This is a genomic window from Halorhabdus sp. SVX81 (assembly GCF_029207715.1).
In the GTDB taxonomy this organism is placed as follows: domain Archaea; phylum Halobacteriota; class Halobacteria; order Halobacteriales; family Haloarculaceae; genus Halorhabdus.
On sequence record NZ_CP104322.1, the window covers coordinates 2335140 to 2353192 of the forward strand.

Annotated in this window: 18 protein-coding genes and 2 tRNA genes; 8 read left to right on the top strand and 12 right to left on the bottom strand. The window is 63.3% G+C overall.

The features are described from left to right. Positions 1–2 precede the first annotated feature (2 nt). Both SVXhr_RS11675 and larB read right to left on the bottom strand, forming a co-directional pair. The gene (locus tag SVXhr_RS11675) at positions 3–152 is read right to left on the bottom strand and encodes a hypothetical protein (RefSeq protein WP_275737370.1); all 150 of its coding nucleotides are present in this window, start codon (positions 150–152) and stop codon (positions 3–5) included. Between the two features lie 66 nt (positions 153–218). Beyond that, entirely contained in the window at positions 219–992 is a 774-nt protein-coding gene (larB, locus tag SVXhr_RS11680; protein ID WP_275737371.1) for a nickel pincer cofactor biosynthesis protein LarB, read from the bottom strand. Between the two features lie 193 nt (positions 993–1185). Here larB and SVXhr_RS11685 point away from each other — a divergent pair, with 193 nt between their 5' ends. Beyond that, the gene (locus SVXhr_RS11685) at positions 1186–1353 is read left to right on the top strand and encodes a DNA-binding protein (protein ID WP_008528199.1); all 168 of its coding nucleotides are present in this window, start codon (positions 1186–1188) and stop codon (positions 1351–1353) included. A 110-nt stretch (positions 1354–1463) separates the two neighbouring features. Further along, complete coding sequence (gene glmM, locus SVXhr_RS11690) at positions 1464–2768, top strand: phosphoglucosamine mutase (protein ID WP_275737372.1); 1305 nt, start codon at positions 1464–1466, stop codon at positions 2766–2768. Positions 2769–3072: 304 nt separating this feature from the next. On the opposite strand, the gene SVXhr_RS11695 is transcribed toward glmM, so the two are convergent. The 3 genes from SVXhr_RS11695 to SVXhr_RS11705 all read right to left on the bottom strand — a co-directional run bounded on the left by SVXhr_RS11695 (position 3073) and on the right by SVXhr_RS11705 (position 4667). Continuing rightward, positions 3073–3651 (bottom strand): hypothetical protein, encoded by a 579-nt coding sequence (locus SVXhr_RS11695; protein WP_275737373.1) that lies wholly within the window; start codon positions 3649–3651, stop codon positions 3073–3075. A gap of 51 nt (positions 3652–3702) precedes the next feature. Continuing rightward, complete coding sequence (locus SVXhr_RS11700) at positions 3703–4125, bottom strand: DUF2391 domain-containing protein (protein ID WP_275737374.1); 423 nt, start codon at positions 4123–4125, stop codon at positions 3703–3705. A 469-nt stretch (positions 4126–4594) separates the two neighbouring features. After that, positions 4595–4667: transfer RNA gene (locus tag SVXhr_RS11705), tRNA-Asn, on the bottom strand. A 114-nt stretch (positions 4668–4781) separates the two neighbouring features. On the opposite strand from SVXhr_RS11705, the gene cca reads away from it, so the two are divergent. Beyond that, on the top strand, positions 4782–6134 hold the full coding sequence (gene cca, locus SVXhr_RS11710) for a CCA tRNA nucleotidyltransferase (protein ID WP_275737375.1): 1353 nt from the start codon (positions 4782–4784) through the stop codon (positions 6132–6134). On the opposite strand, the gene SVXhr_RS11715 is transcribed toward cca, so the two are convergent. From SVXhr_RS11715 to SVXhr_RS11730, 4 genes are all read right to left on the bottom strand, one after another. Next, positions 6113–7123 (bottom strand): histone deacetylase, encoded by a 1011-nt coding sequence (locus tag SVXhr_RS11715; RefSeq protein WP_275737376.1) that lies wholly within the window; start codon positions 7121–7123, stop codon positions 6113–6115. The two genes, cca and SVXhr_RS11715, sit on opposite strands and share 22 nt — an antisense overlap. Continuing rightward, positions 7120–7560 (bottom strand): histone, encoded by a 441-nt coding sequence (locus SVXhr_RS11720; RefSeq protein ID WP_275737377.1) that lies wholly within the window; start codon positions 7558–7560, stop codon positions 7120–7122. Before SVXhr_RS11720 ends, SVXhr_RS11715 begins: the two co-directional genes overlap by 4 nt. Before the next feature lie 54 nt (positions 7561–7614). Further along, positions 7615–9087: a single-stranded DNA binding protein gene (locus SVXhr_RS11725; RefSeq protein WP_275737378.1), complete on the bottom strand. Its 1473-nt coding sequence runs from the start codon at positions 9085–9087 to the stop codon at positions 7615–7617. Positions 9088–9252: 165 nt separating this feature from the next. Continuing rightward, positions 9253–9978 (bottom strand): hypothetical protein, encoded by a 726-nt coding sequence (locus SVXhr_RS11730; protein WP_275737379.1) that lies wholly within the window; start codon positions 9976–9978, stop codon positions 9253–9255. A 123-nt stretch (positions 9979–10101) separates the two neighbouring features. On the opposite strand from SVXhr_RS11730, the gene SVXhr_RS11735 reads away from it, so the two are divergent. The 5 genes from SVXhr_RS11735 to SVXhr_RS11755 all read left to right on the top strand — a co-directional run bounded on the left by SVXhr_RS11735 (position 10102) and on the right by SVXhr_RS11755 (position 14226). Then, positions 10102–10174, top strand: a tRNA-Arg gene (locus SVXhr_RS11735). Between the two features lie 648 nt (positions 10175–10822). Continuing rightward, the gene (locus tag SVXhr_RS11740) at positions 10823–11257 is read left to right on the top strand and encodes a hypothetical protein (RefSeq protein WP_275737380.1); all 435 of its coding nucleotides are present in this window, start codon (positions 10823–10825) and stop codon (positions 11255–11257) included. 62 nt (positions 11258–11319) lie between these two features. After that, positions 11320–11814: a hypothetical protein gene (locus SVXhr_RS11745; RefSeq protein ID WP_275737381.1), complete on the top strand. Its 495-nt coding sequence runs from the start codon at positions 11320–11322 to the stop codon at positions 11812–11814. Between the two features lie 398 nt (positions 11815–12212). Then, positions 12213–13163, top strand: a complete 951-nt coding sequence (locus tag SVXhr_RS11750; protein WP_275737382.1) for a glycoside hydrolase family 16 protein — start codon at positions 12213–12215, stop codon at positions 13161–13163. A 421-nt stretch (positions 13164–13584) separates the two neighbouring features. Beyond that, a complete protein-coding gene (locus SVXhr_RS11755) occupies positions 13585–14226 on the top strand; it encodes a hypothetical protein (RefSeq protein ID WP_275737383.1) in 642 nt (213 codons plus the stop codon). Between the two features lie 240 nt (positions 14227–14466). Here SVXhr_RS11755 and SVXhr_RS11760 read toward each other — a convergent pair whose 3' ends face one another. From SVXhr_RS11760 to SVXhr_RS11770, 3 genes are all read right to left on the bottom strand, one after another. Continuing rightward, a complete protein-coding gene (locus SVXhr_RS11760; RefSeq protein WP_275737384.1) occupies positions 14467–15012 on the bottom strand; it encodes a hypothetical protein in 546 nt (181 codons plus the stop codon). After that, a complete protein-coding gene (locus SVXhr_RS11765) occupies positions 15009–16352 on the bottom strand; it encodes a divalent metal cation transporter (RefSeq protein WP_275737385.1) in 1344 nt (447 codons plus the stop codon). The genes SVXhr_RS11760 and SVXhr_RS11765 overlap by 4 nt, the downstream gene beginning before the upstream one ends. 97 nt (positions 16353–16449) lie before the next feature. Then, positions 16450–18003 (bottom strand): alkaline phosphatase family protein, encoded by a 1554-nt coding sequence (locus SVXhr_RS11770; protein WP_275737386.1) that lies wholly within the window; start codon positions 18001–18003, stop codon positions 16450–16452. Between the last annotated feature and the right edge of the window lie 50 nt (positions 18004–18053).

Below are 18053 nucleotides of genomic sequence, written 5' to 3' on the forward strand. Positions count from 1 at the left end.
CCTCACAGTTCTGGCGCGCGTTCCCTGGCAGTCTCGGCGATGCCGGCCGTCGATGAACACGCGGGACAGGCGCGCAATCGGCCGTCCGCGTCCGCGAACACCCGTTCGAACTGATCGGAGACGTGTGCGCCACAGTGATCGCACTCGGGCATGGGTGACTGTCGGGGATGGTGACCGACGAGGTATGTAAGTCATCCACAAGCATGAACAGTGGGGTCTCAGGCGCGCTTGCCGCGAGCGTCGTCGAGTTGCCGAGCGATCAGGCCGGCCTGGGCTCCAGCGGTGAACCCGGCGTCGACGTTGACGGTCGTGAGTGCGGTACAGGACTGGAGCATCCCGAGGGCGGCCGCCTCGCCGTCGCCACCCTGGCCGTAGCCCGTCGAAACCGGGAGGCCGATCACCGGGACGTCGACCAGCCCGGCGACGACGGTCGGCAACGCACCCTCCCGGCCGGCGGCGACGATGACCACGTCGTGGGCCCGGATGTCCTCGAGACGGTCGAGCAGGCGGGCGATGCCGGCGACGCCGACGTCGTCGATCCGACCCACGCGGGCCCCCATCTCGCCGACGATGGCGGCCGCCTCGCCGGCCGGAACGGCGTCGGAGGTCCCGGCGGTGACGATCCCGACGTCGGCGTCGAGTCGCGGCGGTTCGAAGTCGGGGCCACGAGCGACGACCACGTTCGAACGCTCGCGCCAGCGCATCGTCGCGTCGGGGTGGTCCTCGGCGAGTCGACGACGGACTGCACCAGCCTGTTCGGACGTGACGCGTGTCACGATGGCCCGACCGGTCGTCTCGACGGCCGTCGACGCGAGTGCGGCGACCTCGGCGGGCGTCTTGCCGTCGCCGAGAATCGCCTCGGGGACGCCGCCCCGCGATTCTCGAGCTGCGTCGAATCGCCCGCCGTCGTTGCTCGCGTACCCGCGGAGTTCGGCCTCCGCCGCCTCGACACTCGTCTCGCCGGCCGCGAGGGCCTCGAGGATCTCTCGCATGGGTCCGACTCCGGGCCCGAGGCACTCTTAGGCATCGATTCCGCCTGCGCGCGAACTGAAAAAAGGTTTGACATTTTTGGCGGAGAGATTCGTGTATCTGACCCCCGAACGCGGTCTCAAACCCCGCCGAACCGTCCCGAGAGCGGGTAGAATTGGGAACGCTTATAAATGATCCTGTGAAACAAAGCCCTGTATGGCAGACCTAATCGTCAAAGCCGCCGTCAAGGAAGAGCTCGATGACATGAACGTTGCCTCGGACTTCTACGCTGCCCTCGACGACGAGGTCGAGGAGCTGCTCGCCGACGCAGCGCGACGTGCCGAGGAGAACGACCGCAAGACCGTCCAGCCGCGCGACCTGTAAGGTCGTCGCATTCGCGGTTTTCGTTTTCCGTGCCGAATGTCGGTAGTAGTCGCTGATGTCCGACGAGTACTGACGGACTCTTTTAGTGGCCACCCGACGATAAGTGTGACATGTTCGGAACGAGCGGTATCCGTGGGCCAGTCGGCGAGGACGTGACAGCCGATCTGGCGCTTTCGGTGGGGCGAGCACTCGGTATCGACGCCGACCGCGTCGTCGTCGGTCGGGATCCGCGTGAGAGCGGCGAGTTGCTGCTGGACGCAGTAACGGCCGGATTGCGTGAATCAGGCACCGACGTGATCGACCTCGGCGTGGCGGCGACGCCGACCGTCGCGCGCGCCGTTCGTGGCGAGGATGGCGACGCCGGCGTCGTGATCACGGCCAGCCACAACCCGCCAGCGGACAACGGCATCAAGCTCTGGCAGCCGACGACCCAGGCGTTCGATACGGCTCGACAGAACACTGTCGCCGACCGGATCGAGTCCGAGGCGTTCGATCTCGTCGCGTGGGACGATCTGGGAACGCGACATCGACGAGACGGCGCGGACGCCCACGTCGAGGCGATCCTCGACGCTGTCTCCGTCACCTCGCCGCCGGACGCCGTCGTCGATCTCGGCAACGGTGCCGGCGCGGTCAGCGTCGAGGCCCTCACCCAGATGGGGTGTGACGTCGAGACGCTCAACGCCCAGCCGGACGGGGCCTTCCCGGGCCGACCCAGCGAACCGACAGCTGAGAACTGTGAGTCCCTGACGGCGCTGGCTCGGGAGACTGGGCGACTCGGGATCGCCCACGACGGTGACGCCGATCGGCTGCGCGCCGTCACGGAAGACGGCGAGTTCCTCAGCGGGGATACCCTGCTGGCGATTCTGGCGCGCGACGCGGCTGCCCCCGGCGAGACGGTCGCCGCCCCGGTCAACACCAGCCTGGCCGTCGACGATTACCTCGCGGCCGACGACATCGACGTCGTTCGCACACGGGTCGGTGACGTCTCCGTGGCCGAGCGGGCCAGCGAGCCCGGCGTCGCGTTCGGCGGCGAACCCAGCGGCGCGTGGATCTGGCCCGCCCAGGCACTGTGTCCCGATGGCCCGCTCGCGGCCGCAAAACTGGTCGAGCTCGCGGCCGAGCGCCCGCTCGCCGATCGCGTTGACGACATCGAGGCGTACCCGATCCACCGGGACAGCGTCTCAGTGACGGAAAAAGGCAGAGTGATGGACCGCGTCCGGGAACGCGTCCACGACGACTACGACGACGTCACCACGCTTGATGGCGTCCGTGTGGATCTGGGGGACGCGTGGTTCCTGCTCAGAGCGAGTGGGACACAGCCCCTCATCCGTATCACGGCCGAAGCGCGTGACCCGGAGCGCGCCAGCAGTGTCTTCGAAGAGGCGCGGGAGATCGTCACCCGAACCCAGGGATGAGGGCACTGGGGGGACAGCGGGAACGCGGAACACGGACAGGAGGGCTTATCCGCGCCGGGTCGACCGCGCCTCCCGCACGTCGGCTCCGTCACGGATCTTGTCCTCGCACTGCGGACAGACCCGGGGCTGATCAACTCCGTTCGGCGTAAAAACGCGTGCGTATGCGGCGGTTACGAACGCACCGCAGTTCTGGCAATGCGGCATACGTGCACTTGTTTCTCACTCGGACCCTTAACTGTTGGTGGTGTGATAAAAGTTACCAACCCTCACGATTTATCGTACTTTTCAATCGTTTTATCGCTACTCAAAACGATGCAGTGGTCGATCCGTCCGATTCCAGTTCGATGACGCCGTCGAACAGCGACCGGAACCTGTCGAGTCGATCTTCGTCGTGGACGCCGCGTGCGAGATGGAACAGTCCAACCGCGTCGTGCTCCCCGAGCAGTTCGAGCAATCGGTCGATAGCTGCCTCAGTCTGCTGTTCGTCAGCGTAGTACAGCATCTCTGTCAGGGAATCGACACTGATGCGTCGCTTGCCGTCGTGATTCGACAGAAACTCCCGTGTCTCCGCGACGATCCCGTCGAAGTCATCGGGCGCAGAGACGTATCGGACGTCGTCGCTCCGGCGGCGCGTGTACCCGCGCTCGACCGAAAGCGCGTCGAGGATCGTCGCCGTCGACTCGTCGACCTCGTAGTGTTCGATCTTCTGGGACACCTCGCGGGCAGTGGTCCGCGTCGAAACGACCAGGAAGTGATCGGTGTCGGTCGAGAGGAAATCAGTGTCGACGCGGTCGGTTTCTCCAGTGCTCGGGTGAATCAACAGAATGCCCGTCCCGCCCGGGACGGTCTCCGGCGCGCCGTCGATCGCCAGGGTGTAGTCCATCTCTGGCCGTTCTGGGGGCGGGGATCGCCTTAAGGATGCTGTTCCCCGCGATTAGAACACGCTGTCGGCAGTCGCCGCCCCGACGACGCTGAAGATCGCGCCGACGCTGACCACCCGAAGTGTGATCTCGAATTGTTCGAACAGAGACTCCCCTTGAAGGAACGACGCGGGCGCGTTAAGCAGGATCGCCAGCAGCGCCACCGAACCGAAAGCCACTGAGATAAGCGAGAGAAACCGAAGCGGCAGCCCGGCGACCTCCGCTTCCGAATCCGGGTCGCGGTCGTCGTCGGCCTGATAGAGCGCACCATAGCCAATCACGGCGACGAGGACGGCCGTCGCCAGGGCGTGGACCCGCGTCATTCCCCGGGCCAACGTCCAGACCTCCTCGGTCACGACGAACGGCCCCGCCAACAGGAACCCACCCACGATCTGCTGGGCTGTGTCTGCCAGTTTGTATCGCGGCGGTCCGACCATAGCTACGTGCACACGCCGTCCCGAGTTGAATCCGTCGCTCTCCGGAAGCCTGCCGCCAGGACTCGAACCGATGCAAGACGTTCCGGGTTACTCGCTGACGCTCACTGCGCGAGCTGCGACTTCCGTGTTCGACTCTGGGGTACGCCGTCCTTGACGATAGCTATCGCTCGGCGATGAAACGCCTCGCAGAATCGTCAAGAGACGCCGTCCCGAGAACTGCGTAGCAGTTCTCGGGCCGGAAAATCGCTTCGCGATTTTACGCCGCCGTCAGAGCAAGCTCTGACGTGCCGTGAATTTCACAGAAATTCACGCCGCCGCCAGGACTCGAACCGATGCAAGACGGTCTTGCTCGTTCGCTGCGCTCACTGCGCGAGCTGCGACTTCCGTATTCGAGTCCTGGCTGATCTCGTATTCACCGGCGACGATGCTCGGAGCAGACGCTCCTCGCGAGTTGTCGCCGGTAGAAGTACGCCGCCGCCAGGACTCGAACCTGGGACAACCACGTTAACAGCGTGGTGCTCTACCATCTGAGCTACGGCGGCAGACACTCCAGGGTAATCGGAGTTATTTGATAGGGCTTTCGCTTTCGTCCGGTCGCCGGGTGGCGGTCGCGACGCATCGATACGCTTTCCCGTTCCTGCCGGTACGGTTTCTGTATGTCTGAGGAGCTTACGGGCGTTCTCCAGGCGGTTCGACAGCGCGTCGAACCGACCGACGCCGAGCGGGAACGCCTCGACCGGGCGGCAACGGAGGTGATCGACCGGGCCGAAGCGGCGCTCGAGGAGCAGGGCATCGACGGCGACGTCATGCTCGTCGGCTCCACCGCCCGAAACACCTGGATCGCCGGCGACCGCGACGTCGACGTCTTCGTCCGATTCCCACCCGACACTGAGCGCCAACGGCTCGAATCGGTCGGCCTCGAAATCGGCCACGCAGTCCTCCCTGACGACCACGAGGAATACGCCGAACACCCCTACGTCGTCGGGGAAGTCGACGGCTACGACGTCGATCTGGTCCCCTGCTACGACGTCGAGGATGCGACTGCGATCCAGTCAGCCGTGGATCGCACGCCGTTTCACACCGAATATCTCCGGACCCGCCTCGACGACGACCTCGCCGACGATGTCCGGCTCTGTAAAGCCTTTCTCAAGGGAATCGGCGTCTACGGGAGTGACCTCCGGACCCGCGGATTCTCGGGCTATCTGACCGAACTGCTGGTGCTGGAACACGACGGCTTCCGATCGCTGATCGAGGCCGCGGCCGAATGGCACCCGCCCGTCCGCTTCGATCCGGAAACGCACGGGACCGCCACGTTCGACGACGAACTCGTGGTCATCGACCCGACTGATCCCGAGCGCAACGTCGCCGCGGCGCTGTCGACGGCGAACCTCGCCCGCTTTCAGCACTACGCCCGGGAGCTACTCGCCGAGCCACGTGGGTCACTGTTCGACCCATCCGAACCGGAACCGCTCGATCCGGTAGCAGTCCGGGCAGCCTTCGACGAGCGCGGGACCACACCCGTCGCACTCACGTTCGAAACGCCGGCTCTCGTCGAGGACGATCTCTACCCCCAACTCGAGAAGTCACTCGATGGGGTCGGCGGACTGCTCGATCGTCACGGCTTCGACGTGTTGCGATCGGCTGCCTTCGCCGACGAACGGGCCGTGCTCCTGTTTGAACTCGAAGTCGCCCAGCGACCGGCGATCGAGCGCCACGTCGGCCCACCGGTCCACGTTCGCGAGCACGCCGATGGCTTCTACGAGAAATACGCCGACACGGACGTCTACGGACCGTTCGTGAGCGACGATCGCTACGTCGTCGAGCGCGAGCGGGCCTACCGGACCGCGGCCGAGTTACTCGAAAGCGACGCGCTGTTCGATGTCGCACTCGGGACGGATGTCGAGAGTGCTCTCAAGACAGACCATACGGTGCTGATTGGGCCAGCCGTCGGCACACTCGCCGAGACTTTCGGGCGGGAACTCGCCGGCTATCTCGATCCGAAGCCCTGATACACCAGCGAGTCGAGGACGTTCTGTCCCCCGTCGGTCGGCACTGCCTCGATCGACTCAGCCTCCGCACCATTGAGGACCTCGTGAATCTCCCGAACGCCGGCCGAGAGCGTTTCGAGCCCGTAGCCGCCTTCGAGAACGAACGCCAGACCAGCGCCGATGCGATCGGTGAGGTCGCGAAGTCGCCCGGCGAGAGCGCCGAATCCGACAGTCGAGACCAGCATCCGGGAGATCGGATCGTTCTCGTGGGCGTCGAAGCCGGCACTGGCAATGAGAAGGTCGGGATCGAACCCCTCGAACTCGGGAGCGACGACCTCGTCGTGGACGGCGAGGTAGTCGGCGTCGCCACACCCTGAGGGGAACGGGACGTTGAGCGTCCGGCCGCGCCCGGCGTCGGCCCCGGTTTCGCCAACGTCGCCCGTACCGGGATACAGTCCCTCCTCGTGGAACGATGCGTAGTAGACATCGCTGCGATCGTAGAAGATGTCCTGGGTCCCGTTGCCGTGGTGGACATCCCAGTCGAGGATTGCCACGCGGTCGACGTCCTCGCGGTTCAGAGCGTGCTCGGCCGCGACGGCGGCATTGTTCAGAAAACAGAAGCCCATCGCATCGTCTTCGACCGCGTGATGGCCCGGCGGCCGACCGAGCGAAAACGGAGTTTGGGCCCCATCGGCACCGTCCACTGCCTCGTCTGCAGCCCATGCGGCCAGCGTGGCGCTCGCCACCGCCGCGTCCCAGGTCGCCTCGACGGCGACGGTGTCGGCGTCCCAGTTGCCGCCACCGTTGGCACAGAACTGACGGACGTTTTCGAGATACTCGTGGTCGTGAACAGCCCAGACGGCGTCGCGAGGAATGTCAGTTGCCGGAACGTATTCGACGTTGTCCGAATCAGCGAGGGTCCGTTTGATCGCGCGCAGTCGGTCGGGACTCTCCGGATGCCGACTGCCGGTGTCGTGTTCGAGGCAGATTTCGCGGTAACCAAACTTCATTCAACGTAGTGTGTCAGTTGGGCGTAGAGTTCAACGTCCTCCGCCTTAATCGTTCGGCGGCCGGCGTGCTCGGCGAGCAGCGCCGCCGCGGCCGCGACATCGTCGGCCTCGCGCTCCAGGATCGAGGCCAGCGCGATACGTGCATCCATCGCGACCCGATACCGATCATCGATATCGAGGCGTGCGATGCGGTCGACCGGCGCGATCGGCAGTTCGAGTGCGTCCTTCTCCGGGACACCCTCGACGCCGAAATCGGTCGCCATCAGCGTCTTCCGTCCGTCGGCGTTGGCCGCCGCGGCGGCGTCGACGGACAGCGCCGCCCCCCGCGACTGGATGCGGCGGGTGAGGGCTTCGGTCGCTTCGGCGCTCACCCGCAGTCCGCCGGCGTTTCGCCGGATGATCGAATCGATAGGGGCAAACGGTAGCTCGACGCTCATACGCCACAAGCGGGCGGTTTCCGTCTTAAGCGTTTCCTCACGCCGCCGACGGATCTAGAACAGTTCCTCGGCGTCGATCTCGCCATCGCGTCGTTGCCCCCGAATCGTAACTTCCTCGCCGAGCCGGACTGACTCGCCGGTGTCGACGGTGACGGTCTCCTCGCCATCGTCGAGGATCACCGGATCGCCCGTCTGGACGACAGTGCCCGTGAACTCGACTGCTTCGGCGTCCCCGCCGACATCACCCGTCGCATCTTCGTCCGCTGGTTCGCGCTCGCCTGCCTCGTCATCCGCTGTCTTCCCGCCAGCCCCGTCATCGGCGAACGCCGACAGTCCGGTCGATCCGCCGGCGTCCCCACTGGCACTGTCGTCGCCCTCGCCCGTATCGTCCGCGTCGGGCGTCGTCGCCATCGACGCGCCGTCTTCGAGGACGACGACCGTCGAGCCCCATCCGGCCGAGGCTTCGAGGTCGTCCTGCCAGCCGTCCTGAATATCCACATCGGCACAGACGACCTCGTCGCCCGGTGCGAGGTCGCGGTCGGCTTTCTCGCCCCACAGCGCCACCCGGATATCGCCGGTATCGTCCTGGATCCGGATGTTCTTGACTTGCCCCTCCGAGCCGTCGTCGCGGTCGAACGTCCGCGTGGGGTCCGTCGAGCGGACGACCCCGCCGATGTCGACCGTCTCCTCCAACTCGACATCGTCGATCGGCGTCGTCTCCGGCGCGTACTCGACGTCTCCGTCCTCGAGCTCGTCGATCGCCCCCTCCTCGCCGACGTGGACCTCCAGATCGCCGTCGCGTTCCCGAACGTAGCCGTCGACGACTTCGACCGTCGTACCGGCGTCGATCTCCTCGACCCGGTCTGCGCGCTCGTCCCACAGCGTCACCCGCACGCGGCCGGTCTCGTCGCCGATAGCGAGGTTCGCGACCCGCCCCTCCGACCCGTCGTCACGCTCGAAGGTCCTGACCGGCTCGGTGTCGAGGACGACGCCCGCAACGTCGACGTTCGACTGGCCCATGGTGAGCGCGTCGATGGTCTCGCCGTCACCGGGTTCGACGTCGATCGACGCGTCGTGATCGTGTTCGGCCTGGTCGACGCTGACCTCGAGGCCGTTGTAGCCCTCCTGTGGCCGCCCTTTCACCCGGAGCACGTCGCCGACTTCGACCTCACCCTCGTCGACGGCGACGGCCTCCCCGTCCCAGAACGTCAGCCGAAGGCTCCCGGTCTCGTCGGCCGCCTCGACGTTGATGACGCGGCCGTCCTCGTCCGCCCCGTCGCGCTCGAAGGTCCGTAATTCGCCGATCGAGAGCACCTTCGCCAGAAATCGGACCTCCTCCATGCCGGCCTGGACGTCGGCGACGGTCTGGGCCTCGTTCTCGGTGAGTTCGTGGGCGATCAACATCGCCGCCGTTTCCTCGTCGGCCAGTCCCCCCATCTGTTCGACCTTCTCCTCGACGGCGTCCCGGAAGTCGTCCTCGGAGACATCGGCGTCGAGATCCGCGTATACGTCCTCTATCGCGCCCATCTGTCTACCGAGACCAGGGTTGCGCCGCGTTTAAGCGTTGTCGTCGGCGCTTCGATGGACTGCCCTCGGTCGATTCCCATCCCCGTTCGGACACGATCATAGCCGGGATTGGTCGCCCCCTCTCTTAAAAAGGTGCGGTGAGAGAGCAGTCACAGGGAGGGGCCGTCACTCTTCGGGTGGCGTCGCGCTCGCGGAGCCGTAGGTGGCACTCATACCGAAGCGGTCGCCGTGACTGACCGCAACCTCGGATGGAATGTCGTCCTCGAAGGAAAAAGTCGCCTCGTAGGGGATGTCCACGAGACACTGGCCGCCGACCCCGCCGTCCTCGCACTCCTCGCGGTCGACAGCGTCGACGGACACGGCAAGTCGTTCGGCGTCGGTGTCGTGGGAGACATCACCCAGCTGGGCGCGCTTACAGAGGTCGCTCCCACGGCGGACGCCCTCGACGACGATCCGACCCTCGTCGGGCTGGAATTCGACGTCGGCGTCGTCCTCGCCCTGGCCACATTTGGGTGCGTGTGAGGTGAACTGGAAGGTGACGCCGTTCATCTCGCCACCGGCGCTCCAAGCCTGTTCGGCCGATCCCGAGTCGGGCGTCGAAATCTCGTCCTCGTCGGGTGTCGACGTCCGGGACTCCCCGTTCGATCCAGTTGTCTCGTCTCCCTCCTCCGGCGTCGCGGTGGGGTCGTCGCCGGATTCGCCGCCCTGGTCGTCGGTGGTGTTCGCGGGGGAATCAGTGGGCGAGGGAGTCCCGTCGGGATCTTCGCTCGGCTCGTCGGTCGGCGAATCGGTGTCGTCGGGGTTGTCGGTGCTCGCACCGCCGAGACAGCCGGCGAGGAGACCGATCGCACCGGTCGATGCGCCGATCTGGAGGAATCTGCGTCGGTTCATGTTCGTATGGAAGGACGAATGGGAAAAGGGCCTTCCGTAGGGTCAAACGAACGTTTGTTCCGTCCGGCGGATGGGTCGGTGAATCGTAACCCCTTTATTTGCAACCGCGGTAGAGAGAGTCGAGTCCGGGTAGGGTAGTGGACTATCCTCTTGGCTTGCGGAGCCAGGGACCGGAGTTCAAATCTCCGTCCGGACGTTCACTCTTCGCGAGTGCTTCGCATTGCTCAGCACTCGCTCCGTGTTCACGCCCGGACGTGCCCCACGCTCGCTTCGCTCGCGTGGGACTCCGTCCGGACGCTACATTTTGCGGCGCTACGTCGCGAGCGAAGCGAGCGACCAGCGCCGCTTATGCGTCTAAGGCGGAGATTTGAGCAGGGAAGTCGCAGCCCGGGAAGCGACCGTCGGGAGCGACCCGGAACGTCTTCACGAGTTCAAATCTCCGTCCGGACGTTCACTCTTCGCGAGTGCTTCGCATTGCTCAGCACTCGCTCTGTGTTCACGCCCGGACGTGCCCCACGCTCGCTGCGCTCGCGTGGGACTCCGTCCGGACGCTTCTCTTCAGCGCAAGACCGTGAGCGTAGCGAACGGTCCGCGCTGAAGGAAGCGACAACGGAGATTTGAGCAGCGAGTGGGTGGTGAGCGAGCGTAGCGAGCGAACGGGAACGAGTGAGTTCAAATCTCCGGTCGAATGAAGTTCAGCCGTGCTCAACGCTCATTCCATACGCGCTGAACTCTTTACGGACGAATACGGTTCATATTCGGGATTCTTCATATAATTTAGGACAGGCAAGATATCTACCGAAATGATGGATGGCTTTTTGATGCATTACGTCCATATTTCTTCATGGACCGGCGTGAGTGTCTGGGTGTGATTGGAGCGATTGGTTCACTAAGCATTGCGGGTTGTAGCGAGGAATTAGACAACATTGTCGGAGGACATGATATTGAAGAAGTGAAAGAGAATGCTCGATCACCGAGATGGGAAGAGCTATACAGAAATAATAGTGATTGGGTAGGAGAACCAATTCATTATGCAGACATCCGAATTTCCGATGTTAGTAACACTGATGGAGGATTTGAAATGATTATAAAGCACCCAGACAAAGATGGATTTTCAGGAGCAGAATATCTATATTGTCGTTGGAATGGCGATCCTTTCCAAGAAGGAGACAATGTGGACATTTGGGGAGTTGTTGAAGGCCTTCACACGTACAATTCACTAACCGGTGAGCAAACTGTTCCTGAAATTGATATAGTTGATATTCAATTGTCAAATTAATACAAGATATACTGTCGTAGATTCCGGAGTTTTTTGGTAAACAGAATTTATTATGTATTAGGATGACGAATCAAGATTGGGCAAAACTACTCAAGTATCTTTATGAAAACCAGGGTCTGGTCTATGTGACGGAACATTTGACGGATGAGAATGAGTTGATAAATGAGAGATTCTTTGATGAATTGCGGGACAAGATAGAATTTTCAGAGGAAATGCAAAGTGATGCAGTCTTTGCCTCGATGCTTTCTCATCTTGAGAGGATTGAAGTAATTTCTTGGGAACAGGAGGGTACAAGCTCCACGCTAATTTTAGAATCTAAGGGATTTGATATAGCACATGAGAGAGAAATCAATAAGGGCCAACAAGAACTAAACGCAAGCCTCGTGATCTTAACAATCGGAATATTCATTGCAACATTAATGCAGGCGGCTTCAAGCATCGTATCGCTTGAAGGGACTGAAAGACTCACGATGCTGATATTTGGAGTTGTCACTCTCTTATTATTACTGTGGGCACTATATCGTTCGAAAAACGAGGGCATATTTGAACTACCTTAGCTAGACCGTTTTCTTGAGAATTAGTATTAACCCCCCTATCGAATGATTTCCCTGCCCGTCAAATTCTGCTCTTGCTTGTAGTGAGATACTCCTCTATCAGCGGTTTCATCCATGACGGAGATTTGAGCAGACGAGGAACGCGAAGCGAAGCGAGCATTTCTCGGCGAGTTCAAATCTCCGGTCGAACGAAGTTCGACCGTGCCCAACGCTCGCTTCGCTCACGGCGTTGCCGTTCGCGTTTCCGAGACGCTCCCTTCGGTCGCGTCTCGCTTCGCTCGCGCCGAACTCCGTCCGGACGCGTTTGTTCCCGGAGTTATTTGTAAAACGGCGTGGAAGATCATGAACGCACAATGGGTGAGCACTCAGCGTCGTCGGATTCGGACGGTGGAGACAGCCGGGTGAGAACCGCACGGGAGCGACCTCGGCGAGCAGTCGATCGGCGGACGGTCCTCGGGGCGATGGGGAGTGCGATCACCGTCGGTGCGGCCGGCTGCAGCGCGCTCGACGGGGGATCGTCCCCGACTGACACTGCCGATTCCGCGACGCCGACTGACGGGAGTGATGCCCCGACGTCGCCCGAAGCCGAAAGTACGGAACCGAATGGAGATTCCTGGGATCTGTCATGGAGCGACGAGTTCGACGGCGAGGAGATCGACGAGGCGGTCTGGAACTTCGAGACGGGAAACGGACACCCGGACGTGCCGGGCTGGGGCAACGAGGAGCCACAGTATTACCAGCGCGAGAACGCGTGGCTCGAGGACGACCATCTCGTCATCGAGGCCAGGGAGGAACACGTCGAAGACGACTACGGCGAGTACGACTACACGTCCAGCCGTTTGAACACGCAGGGCGCTGTGGCAACGAAGTACGGCCGCGTCGACGTCCGGGCACGGCTTCCACGCGGCCAGGGCATCTGGCCACGAATCTGGATGGTGGGGTCGGACGTTGCCTTCGCAGGCTGGCCCGATTGTGGCGAGATAGACATCCTGGAATTCCGCGGTGACAAACCCGAAACCGTTCGCGGGTTCGCCCAGGGTCCCGGCTACACGGGTGCCGACCGTCTCACGGACAGCTACACCGTCGAGGAGGGGGCGTTAACCGACTCCACGCACGTGTTCTCGATCCGCTGGCAGTCCGACCGGATCGAGTGGTACGTCGACGAAACCCAGTATCACACGGTGAGTCGCGAGACGGTCGAAGACGCCGGCAACGAGTGGGTCTTCGACACCCCCATGTACTTCGTCCTCGCCTTCGCCTGTGGCGGCGACCCGGCGGGCTACCCCGACGAGACCACACCGTTTCCACAGCGGCTGGAGGTCGATTACGTCCGCCACTACGAACGGGTGTGATGACACGGCGACCGTGTCGAGGCGGCGCGCCGTCGCGAGCGACCAGCGCCGCTTATGCGTCAATCAGGAGATTTGCTATGCCGAATCGCAACAGCCGAACGAAGTGGGGGCGACCGTCTCGGCAAATCTAAATCTCGCGGGCCGAACTCCGTTCTGCCGTGCTCAGATATGCGATGTTTCTCTGACCTCGTTTCAGAGAGCTCTCGATAGTCATTTCATCCATGAGTATACGATCAGATAATCCGTATGCCATCAGATGACTGAATGTATGGAACGCGTTTGTAGCGACCGCCTAGTATTGAGCGACGATCGAAACGAGAATGGGTTCCGCCTGGCAAATTCAGGTGCGAACAAATATACAACTGGGACATTTTGTATATACTAACACATGGATAAAATGAAATCCACCAGACGTAAATTATTGGCAGGAATTTCGACGGGGATCACGCTATCGATTGCTGGCTGTGGTTCAGAAGAGCCCGAAACGGAGGGAGGTGACATCCAAGATTCGGATGGGGACGGTGTGATCGACAGCGAGGATTACGCACCCAGAGACCCTGACGTCCAGAGAGAATCGGACGTTCAATCAGGGGACAGTCCGACGACGGGCGGTGAAGAAGACGTCGAATCACCCGGGAATTCGACTCCATCTCAGACACAATCACCCGCGGACGTAACGTATCCCTCTCATTCGGGGGTACACACTATTTCCGCCCGGGACAATTTTTGGGCGTGGGAGTTCTCGGTCAACGCGGAGTTCATCTTGGAGTACAGGGCGATCAATCAACTTGATGAGAACTATGATTTCGATGTTCTCCTGTATACGGCCACGGACTTCGAAGAGTACCGTGCGATCGCTAACGAAGTCACGGAGGGTGTTCGACCGGAGTACCTCGATGGGTCCGCACCCGGCGTCGAGTCCGGTGTTGAAGCGACTGACATCCAGTTACCGGCGGGTACATATTATCTCGTTATCGATAATACCGATTTGAGTGATGCGGGTGACTGGGGTACTGAAGAGACACGGCGTGTCAAACTCGAAGCGACGACGAAGTCAGTTTGAGCAGCCCGTGCCCCAAATTCCGCCTTCGAGTCCCGCGCACCTGGACTCTTCCCCATAGCTTTGCAGCCGCTCCATCTTATATGTCGTAGTTTCACCACATACGGGGAGTGTGATCTCGATATTCCAGCCAGCAGCATACCAAACCGCGGCAGCGACACGCTTCGGGCGTTCCGCTATCTGATCGAATGAGCGATACGGACAGTCTTTCGGAGGGCCGGAGATGGGGCGTCAGCGACGGAGTCAGGACAGGTCGATCGTCCGGTCCACGCTCTCACGGAGGGACAGTAGCACCTCGCGCTCGCGTCGGGACACCGGATTTTCAGTCCCGAGTTCGTCGCTGTCGAGGGCGTTGAGGACGGCACAGCGGGCGCGCTCGCAGTAGTCAGTCAGCAGCGCGGGATCGTTCGTCTCGTGCTGGAAGGGGATGGTCGCATCGTTGACGAACACCGCCCGCGGATCAGGCGCGTTCTCGAACAGTGTCTTGGCTCCCTCGGCGTTCTCCCGGGCCAGTGTGACAGCCTCCGCAGCCGAATCGGACGCCGCCCGGGGTGCGTGGGCGTCCAGGACGCCGTGCCAAACACCGTCAGGAATCTTGACGAAGCGGTCCAGCCGACCGCCGAGGATCCGCCCGTCGCGCTCGACTTCCGGCGCGAACTCCAGGACGACGACGCCGTCGGTGCCGTGGCGGTCGAGCCAGTCACCCAGCGCCCGTGCCGTGGTTGCCGTCTTGCCGACCTGTGAGGGGCCGACCAGCAGCGTCGATCCCGACAGCGAGATGTCGGTCATGGGACAGTGCCGGCGACCCGTTCCTGAAAGAACTTCACGAGCAACCCGAGAGTCGCGATCGAAAGGACCACGCCGAAGGAAAGCACCGCGGCGGTGAGGACGTCAACATTCCCGGCGGTCGCTTCACGGAAGAACTCGATGGTGGCCGTTTCACGGAGGAAGTTCGCCGCGAGTCCGCCGGTGACGGCGAGCAGGGCGAGTCCGGCAACGTTCGCGGCGGGGGAATTCACCCGCGGGACCGCCCCGGAGTTCAGCAGGTACAGCACGACGGCGATCGCAAAGGGCGTCCCGACGGTACCGATCGCGAGGACGAGCACCAGTTGCCCGAGTACCTCGCCGCCGATGAACGCGCCGGGGGCCGACAGCAGGGCGAAGGCGGCGAGCAGTCCACGGTAGCGCGAGTCCTCGACAGTCGTCCCCCAGCCGAGTTTGTCCGCCAGCAGGAACGGCGGGACGATGGTGTTACCGCCGAGCGTCGAGACGGCCGCGCCGCCGAGGCCGAGCAGGAACAGCACCTCGGCGCGCTCGCCGACCAGCGGGCCCAGCGCCTCGGCCGCGCCGACGGTCGAGAGGTTCGGGTCCGAGAGGACACTCGCCGTCACGAGGAAGATCGCCACGCTGTAGATGCCAAAGGCCACGAGCATCGAGATCCCGACGTCGAAGGTCGCCAGATCGTACTCGTCGGCCGTCCACTCGCGGGCACGCATCGTGTAGGAGTGCATCGTGATGAGCGTGATGTGGACCGCGCCGCCCAGCACGCCGGCGGCCACGGCCGCGCTGCCGCCGGGGACCGACGGGACGAGTCCGCGCGCCGCCGCGGCGGGGTCGATCGGCACGACGAAGACGCTCGCGACGAACGCAAGCACGACGGCGCTGACCAGCACCTTCGCGAAGAGTTCGACGAAGCGGTAGCCACTCCCAGCCAATCCGACGGCGAGGATCACCGCCCAGATGATCCCCCAGATCCCGGCATCCAGCCCGGTGATCGTCGCCGAGACGGATGCGACGGTGTTCATGATCACCAACTGGGCGACGCCGGCGGCGATCACCGCGTCGAGAACCAGGATCCACGCCCAGGAAGTCCCGAGGTGGTCCTCGACGACGCCGACGATCCCGCGCTCGGTCAGCAGGCCGAGTCGCATCGCGAGGTACTGCGCGAACGCACCGGCGAATGCAGAGAGCACGACCACCCACAGCAGATCGTAGCCGTATCCCGCGCCGGCGGCGATCAGACTCGCCATCGTCGCCGGCCCGGCAGCGATCGCCCCAGCAACCCATGACGGCCCCATCTCCCGGAGATGGGATCTGACAGTGCCACTCGCGTCTCTCGATGTTGCCATAATCGAGTGATACCACTAGGTGGTTATAACCGTAGCGGCTTCCGTATCGAGAGACAACAGCGGAACAGATCGGTCTACAGAACTGTGAACTCGGCCCTCACTCCATGTAACCGAGTTGCTGGAGGCGGTCGGCGACTTCCTCGCCGGCCTCACCGCGTCCCCCCTCGTCGATCCGGATCGGATCACGCCGGCCCCAGTCGGGATCGCCGGCGACGATCGGCAGCACCTCGCCAGTCATGTCGTGGGGGACGTCACACCCGGCCGCGACCAGCAGCGTCGGGGCCATGTCGAGAATGCTGATCCGGTCGAGTTGCCCGCTGGCCGTGAAGTCCGGGCCGTTCGCGAGGAAGATGCCGTGGCGGGTGTTCTCGGCCGCCCAGCGATCCGGGCCGGCCGTGATCTCGCCGCCGCCGACGCCGTCGTTGACGTGGACGCCGGGGCGCATGTCGAGGACGATCTCCGGACCTTCTTCGACGTATGGTCCCGAATAGACGTCTTCACCCCGATAGACGCCGTCGAACAGCGGTCCCTCGCTGTCCTCGACTGTTTTGAGGTCGGCCATCAACGACTCGCGGACCGATGCGTCGTCGAAGTCGGGGTTGAGATAGATCGGGCCCTGCCCGCTCGCGACTGCCTTCGTCCGGTCGAGGTCGATCGCTTCGAGCTTGCGATCGCGCTTGAGTCCCGCCTGTTGGGGCACGAGTGCCTGGAGGCGTTCGGGAACGACCGTGGCGAGCACGTCGACGATCCCGAGGCGCTTGGCCACGCCGAGGGCGGTCTCACGGTCGAGGCCGATCCGCCGCAGGGTATCGTCGATCGTCGCCGTGCGGGCCTGATAGCCATTCTCGGCAAGCCACTCGTTGACGTAGAACTCCGTCGTGGTGGGGGCGCTGCCGTGGTCTGACATGAGGACGACGTTGAGGTCGTCGATGTCCGCCAGGCGACCGAGGTACTCGTCGACGAGTTGCCACGCCCGATGGGTCGGTTCCGCGTCCCAGAAGAAGTGATGGAGGACGTTGAGATAGAACAGCGTGACGTGGACGAAATCGCGCTCGCGCTCCTCGAGCAGCCACAGCGTGACCTCGAAACGCATCTCCAGAACGTCGAGGATCGCCTCGACCTCGGCCCCACGTTCGTCGTTGCCGGAGAGCAGGGGGTCCGGGTGGACCTGGTAGTCGAAGCGCGATTCGATCTCGGATTCGAGTTCCGGCGGGTGGGTGTAGCCGCCGGAGATCGAGCGGTACTCGCCCTCGACGGCGTCGGGACCGCCGGCGACGATCGACGCGCCGTCGATCTCTCGTGGCGGGTACATCGTCGGCATGTTGACGACACCCGTCGATTGGCCGTCAGCCGCGAGATAGTCCCAGAGTTCGGCGGTGTGGTAGTCGCTGCCGTCGGCGACGGTGATCTCGCCGGCCGCGAGGTCGACGTGCTCGAACCAGAAGACGCCGAACCCGCCAGGGTCCTTTCCCGCGGAGTAGCACTTCCAGTTCGGGAAGGTCACGGGCGGAAGACAGCTCTCGGTCTCGGCCCACGAGCCCGAATCCCGGAGGGCGGCGAGGTTCGGGAGGTCGCCGGCCGCGATCCAGGGGTCGAGCAGCCGCCAGCTCGCGCCGTCGAGCCCCACGACGACGGTCCGGGTGCCGGTCATTGTCTGCCGGGACGCGGGCGACTCACTAGTGGGTTTCGAACGGGACGCCT

Excerpts from the sequence above, each read along its gene's own strand:
- SVXhr_RS11675 (WP_275737370.1), bottom strand. The coding sequence starts at position 152 with ATGCCCGAGTGCGATCACTGTGGCGCACACGTCTCCGATCAGTTCGAA.
- larB (WP_275737371.1), bottom strand. The coding sequence starts at position 992 with ATGCGAGAGATCCTCGAGGCCCTCGCGGCCGGCGAGACGAGTGTCGAG.
- SVXhr_RS11685 (WP_008528199.1), top strand. The coding sequence starts at position 1,186 with ATGGCAGACCTAATCGTCAAAGCCGCCGTCAAGGAAGAGCTCGATGAC.
- glmM (WP_275737372.1), top strand. The coding sequence starts at position 1,464 with ATGTTCGGAACGAGCGGTATCCGTGGGCCAGTCGGCGAGGACGTGACA.
- SVXhr_RS11695 (WP_275737373.1), bottom strand. The coding sequence starts at position 3,651 with ATGGACTACACCCTGGCGATCGACGGCGCGCCGGAGACCGTCCCGGGC.
- SVXhr_RS11700 (WP_275737374.1), bottom strand. The coding sequence starts at position 4,125 with ATGGTCGGACCGCCGCGATACAAACTGGCAGACACAGCCCAGCAGATC.
- cca (WP_275737375.1), top strand. The coding sequence starts at position 4,782 with ATGTCTGAGGAGCTTACGGGCGTTCTCCAGGCGGTTCGACAGCGCGTC.
- SVXhr_RS11715 (WP_275737376.1), bottom strand. The coding sequence starts at position 7,123 with ATGAAGTTTGGTTACCGCGAAATCTGCCTCGAACACGACACCGGCAGT.
- SVXhr_RS11720 (WP_275737377.1), bottom strand. The coding sequence starts at position 7,560 with ATGAGCGTCGAGCTACCGTTTGCCCCTATCGATTCGATCATCCGGCGA.
- SVXhr_RS11725 (WP_275737378.1), bottom strand. The coding sequence starts at position 9,087 with ATGGGCGCGATAGAGGACGTATACGCGGATCTCGACGCCGATGTCTCC.
- SVXhr_RS11730 (WP_275737379.1), bottom strand. The coding sequence starts at position 9,978 with ATGAACCGACGCAGATTCCTCCAGATCGGCGCATCGACCGGTGCGATC.
- SVXhr_RS11740 (WP_275737380.1), top strand. The coding sequence starts at position 10,823 with ATGGACCGGCGTGAGTGTCTGGGTGTGATTGGAGCGATTGGTTCACTA.
- SVXhr_RS11745 (WP_275737381.1), top strand. The coding sequence starts at position 11,320 with ATGACGAATCAAGATTGGGCAAAACTACTCAAGTATCTTTATGAAAAC.
- SVXhr_RS11760 (WP_275737384.1), bottom strand. The coding sequence starts at position 15,012 with ATGACCGACATCTCGCTGTCGGGATCGACGCTGCTGGTCGGCCCCTCA.
- SVXhr_RS11765 (WP_275737385.1), bottom strand. The coding sequence starts at position 16,352 with ATGGCAACATCGAGAGACGCGAGTGGCACTGTCAGATCCCATCTCCGG.
- SVXhr_RS11770 (WP_275737386.1), bottom strand. The coding sequence starts at position 18,003 with ATGACCGGCACCCGGACCGTCGTCGTGGGGCTCGACGGCGCGAGCTGG.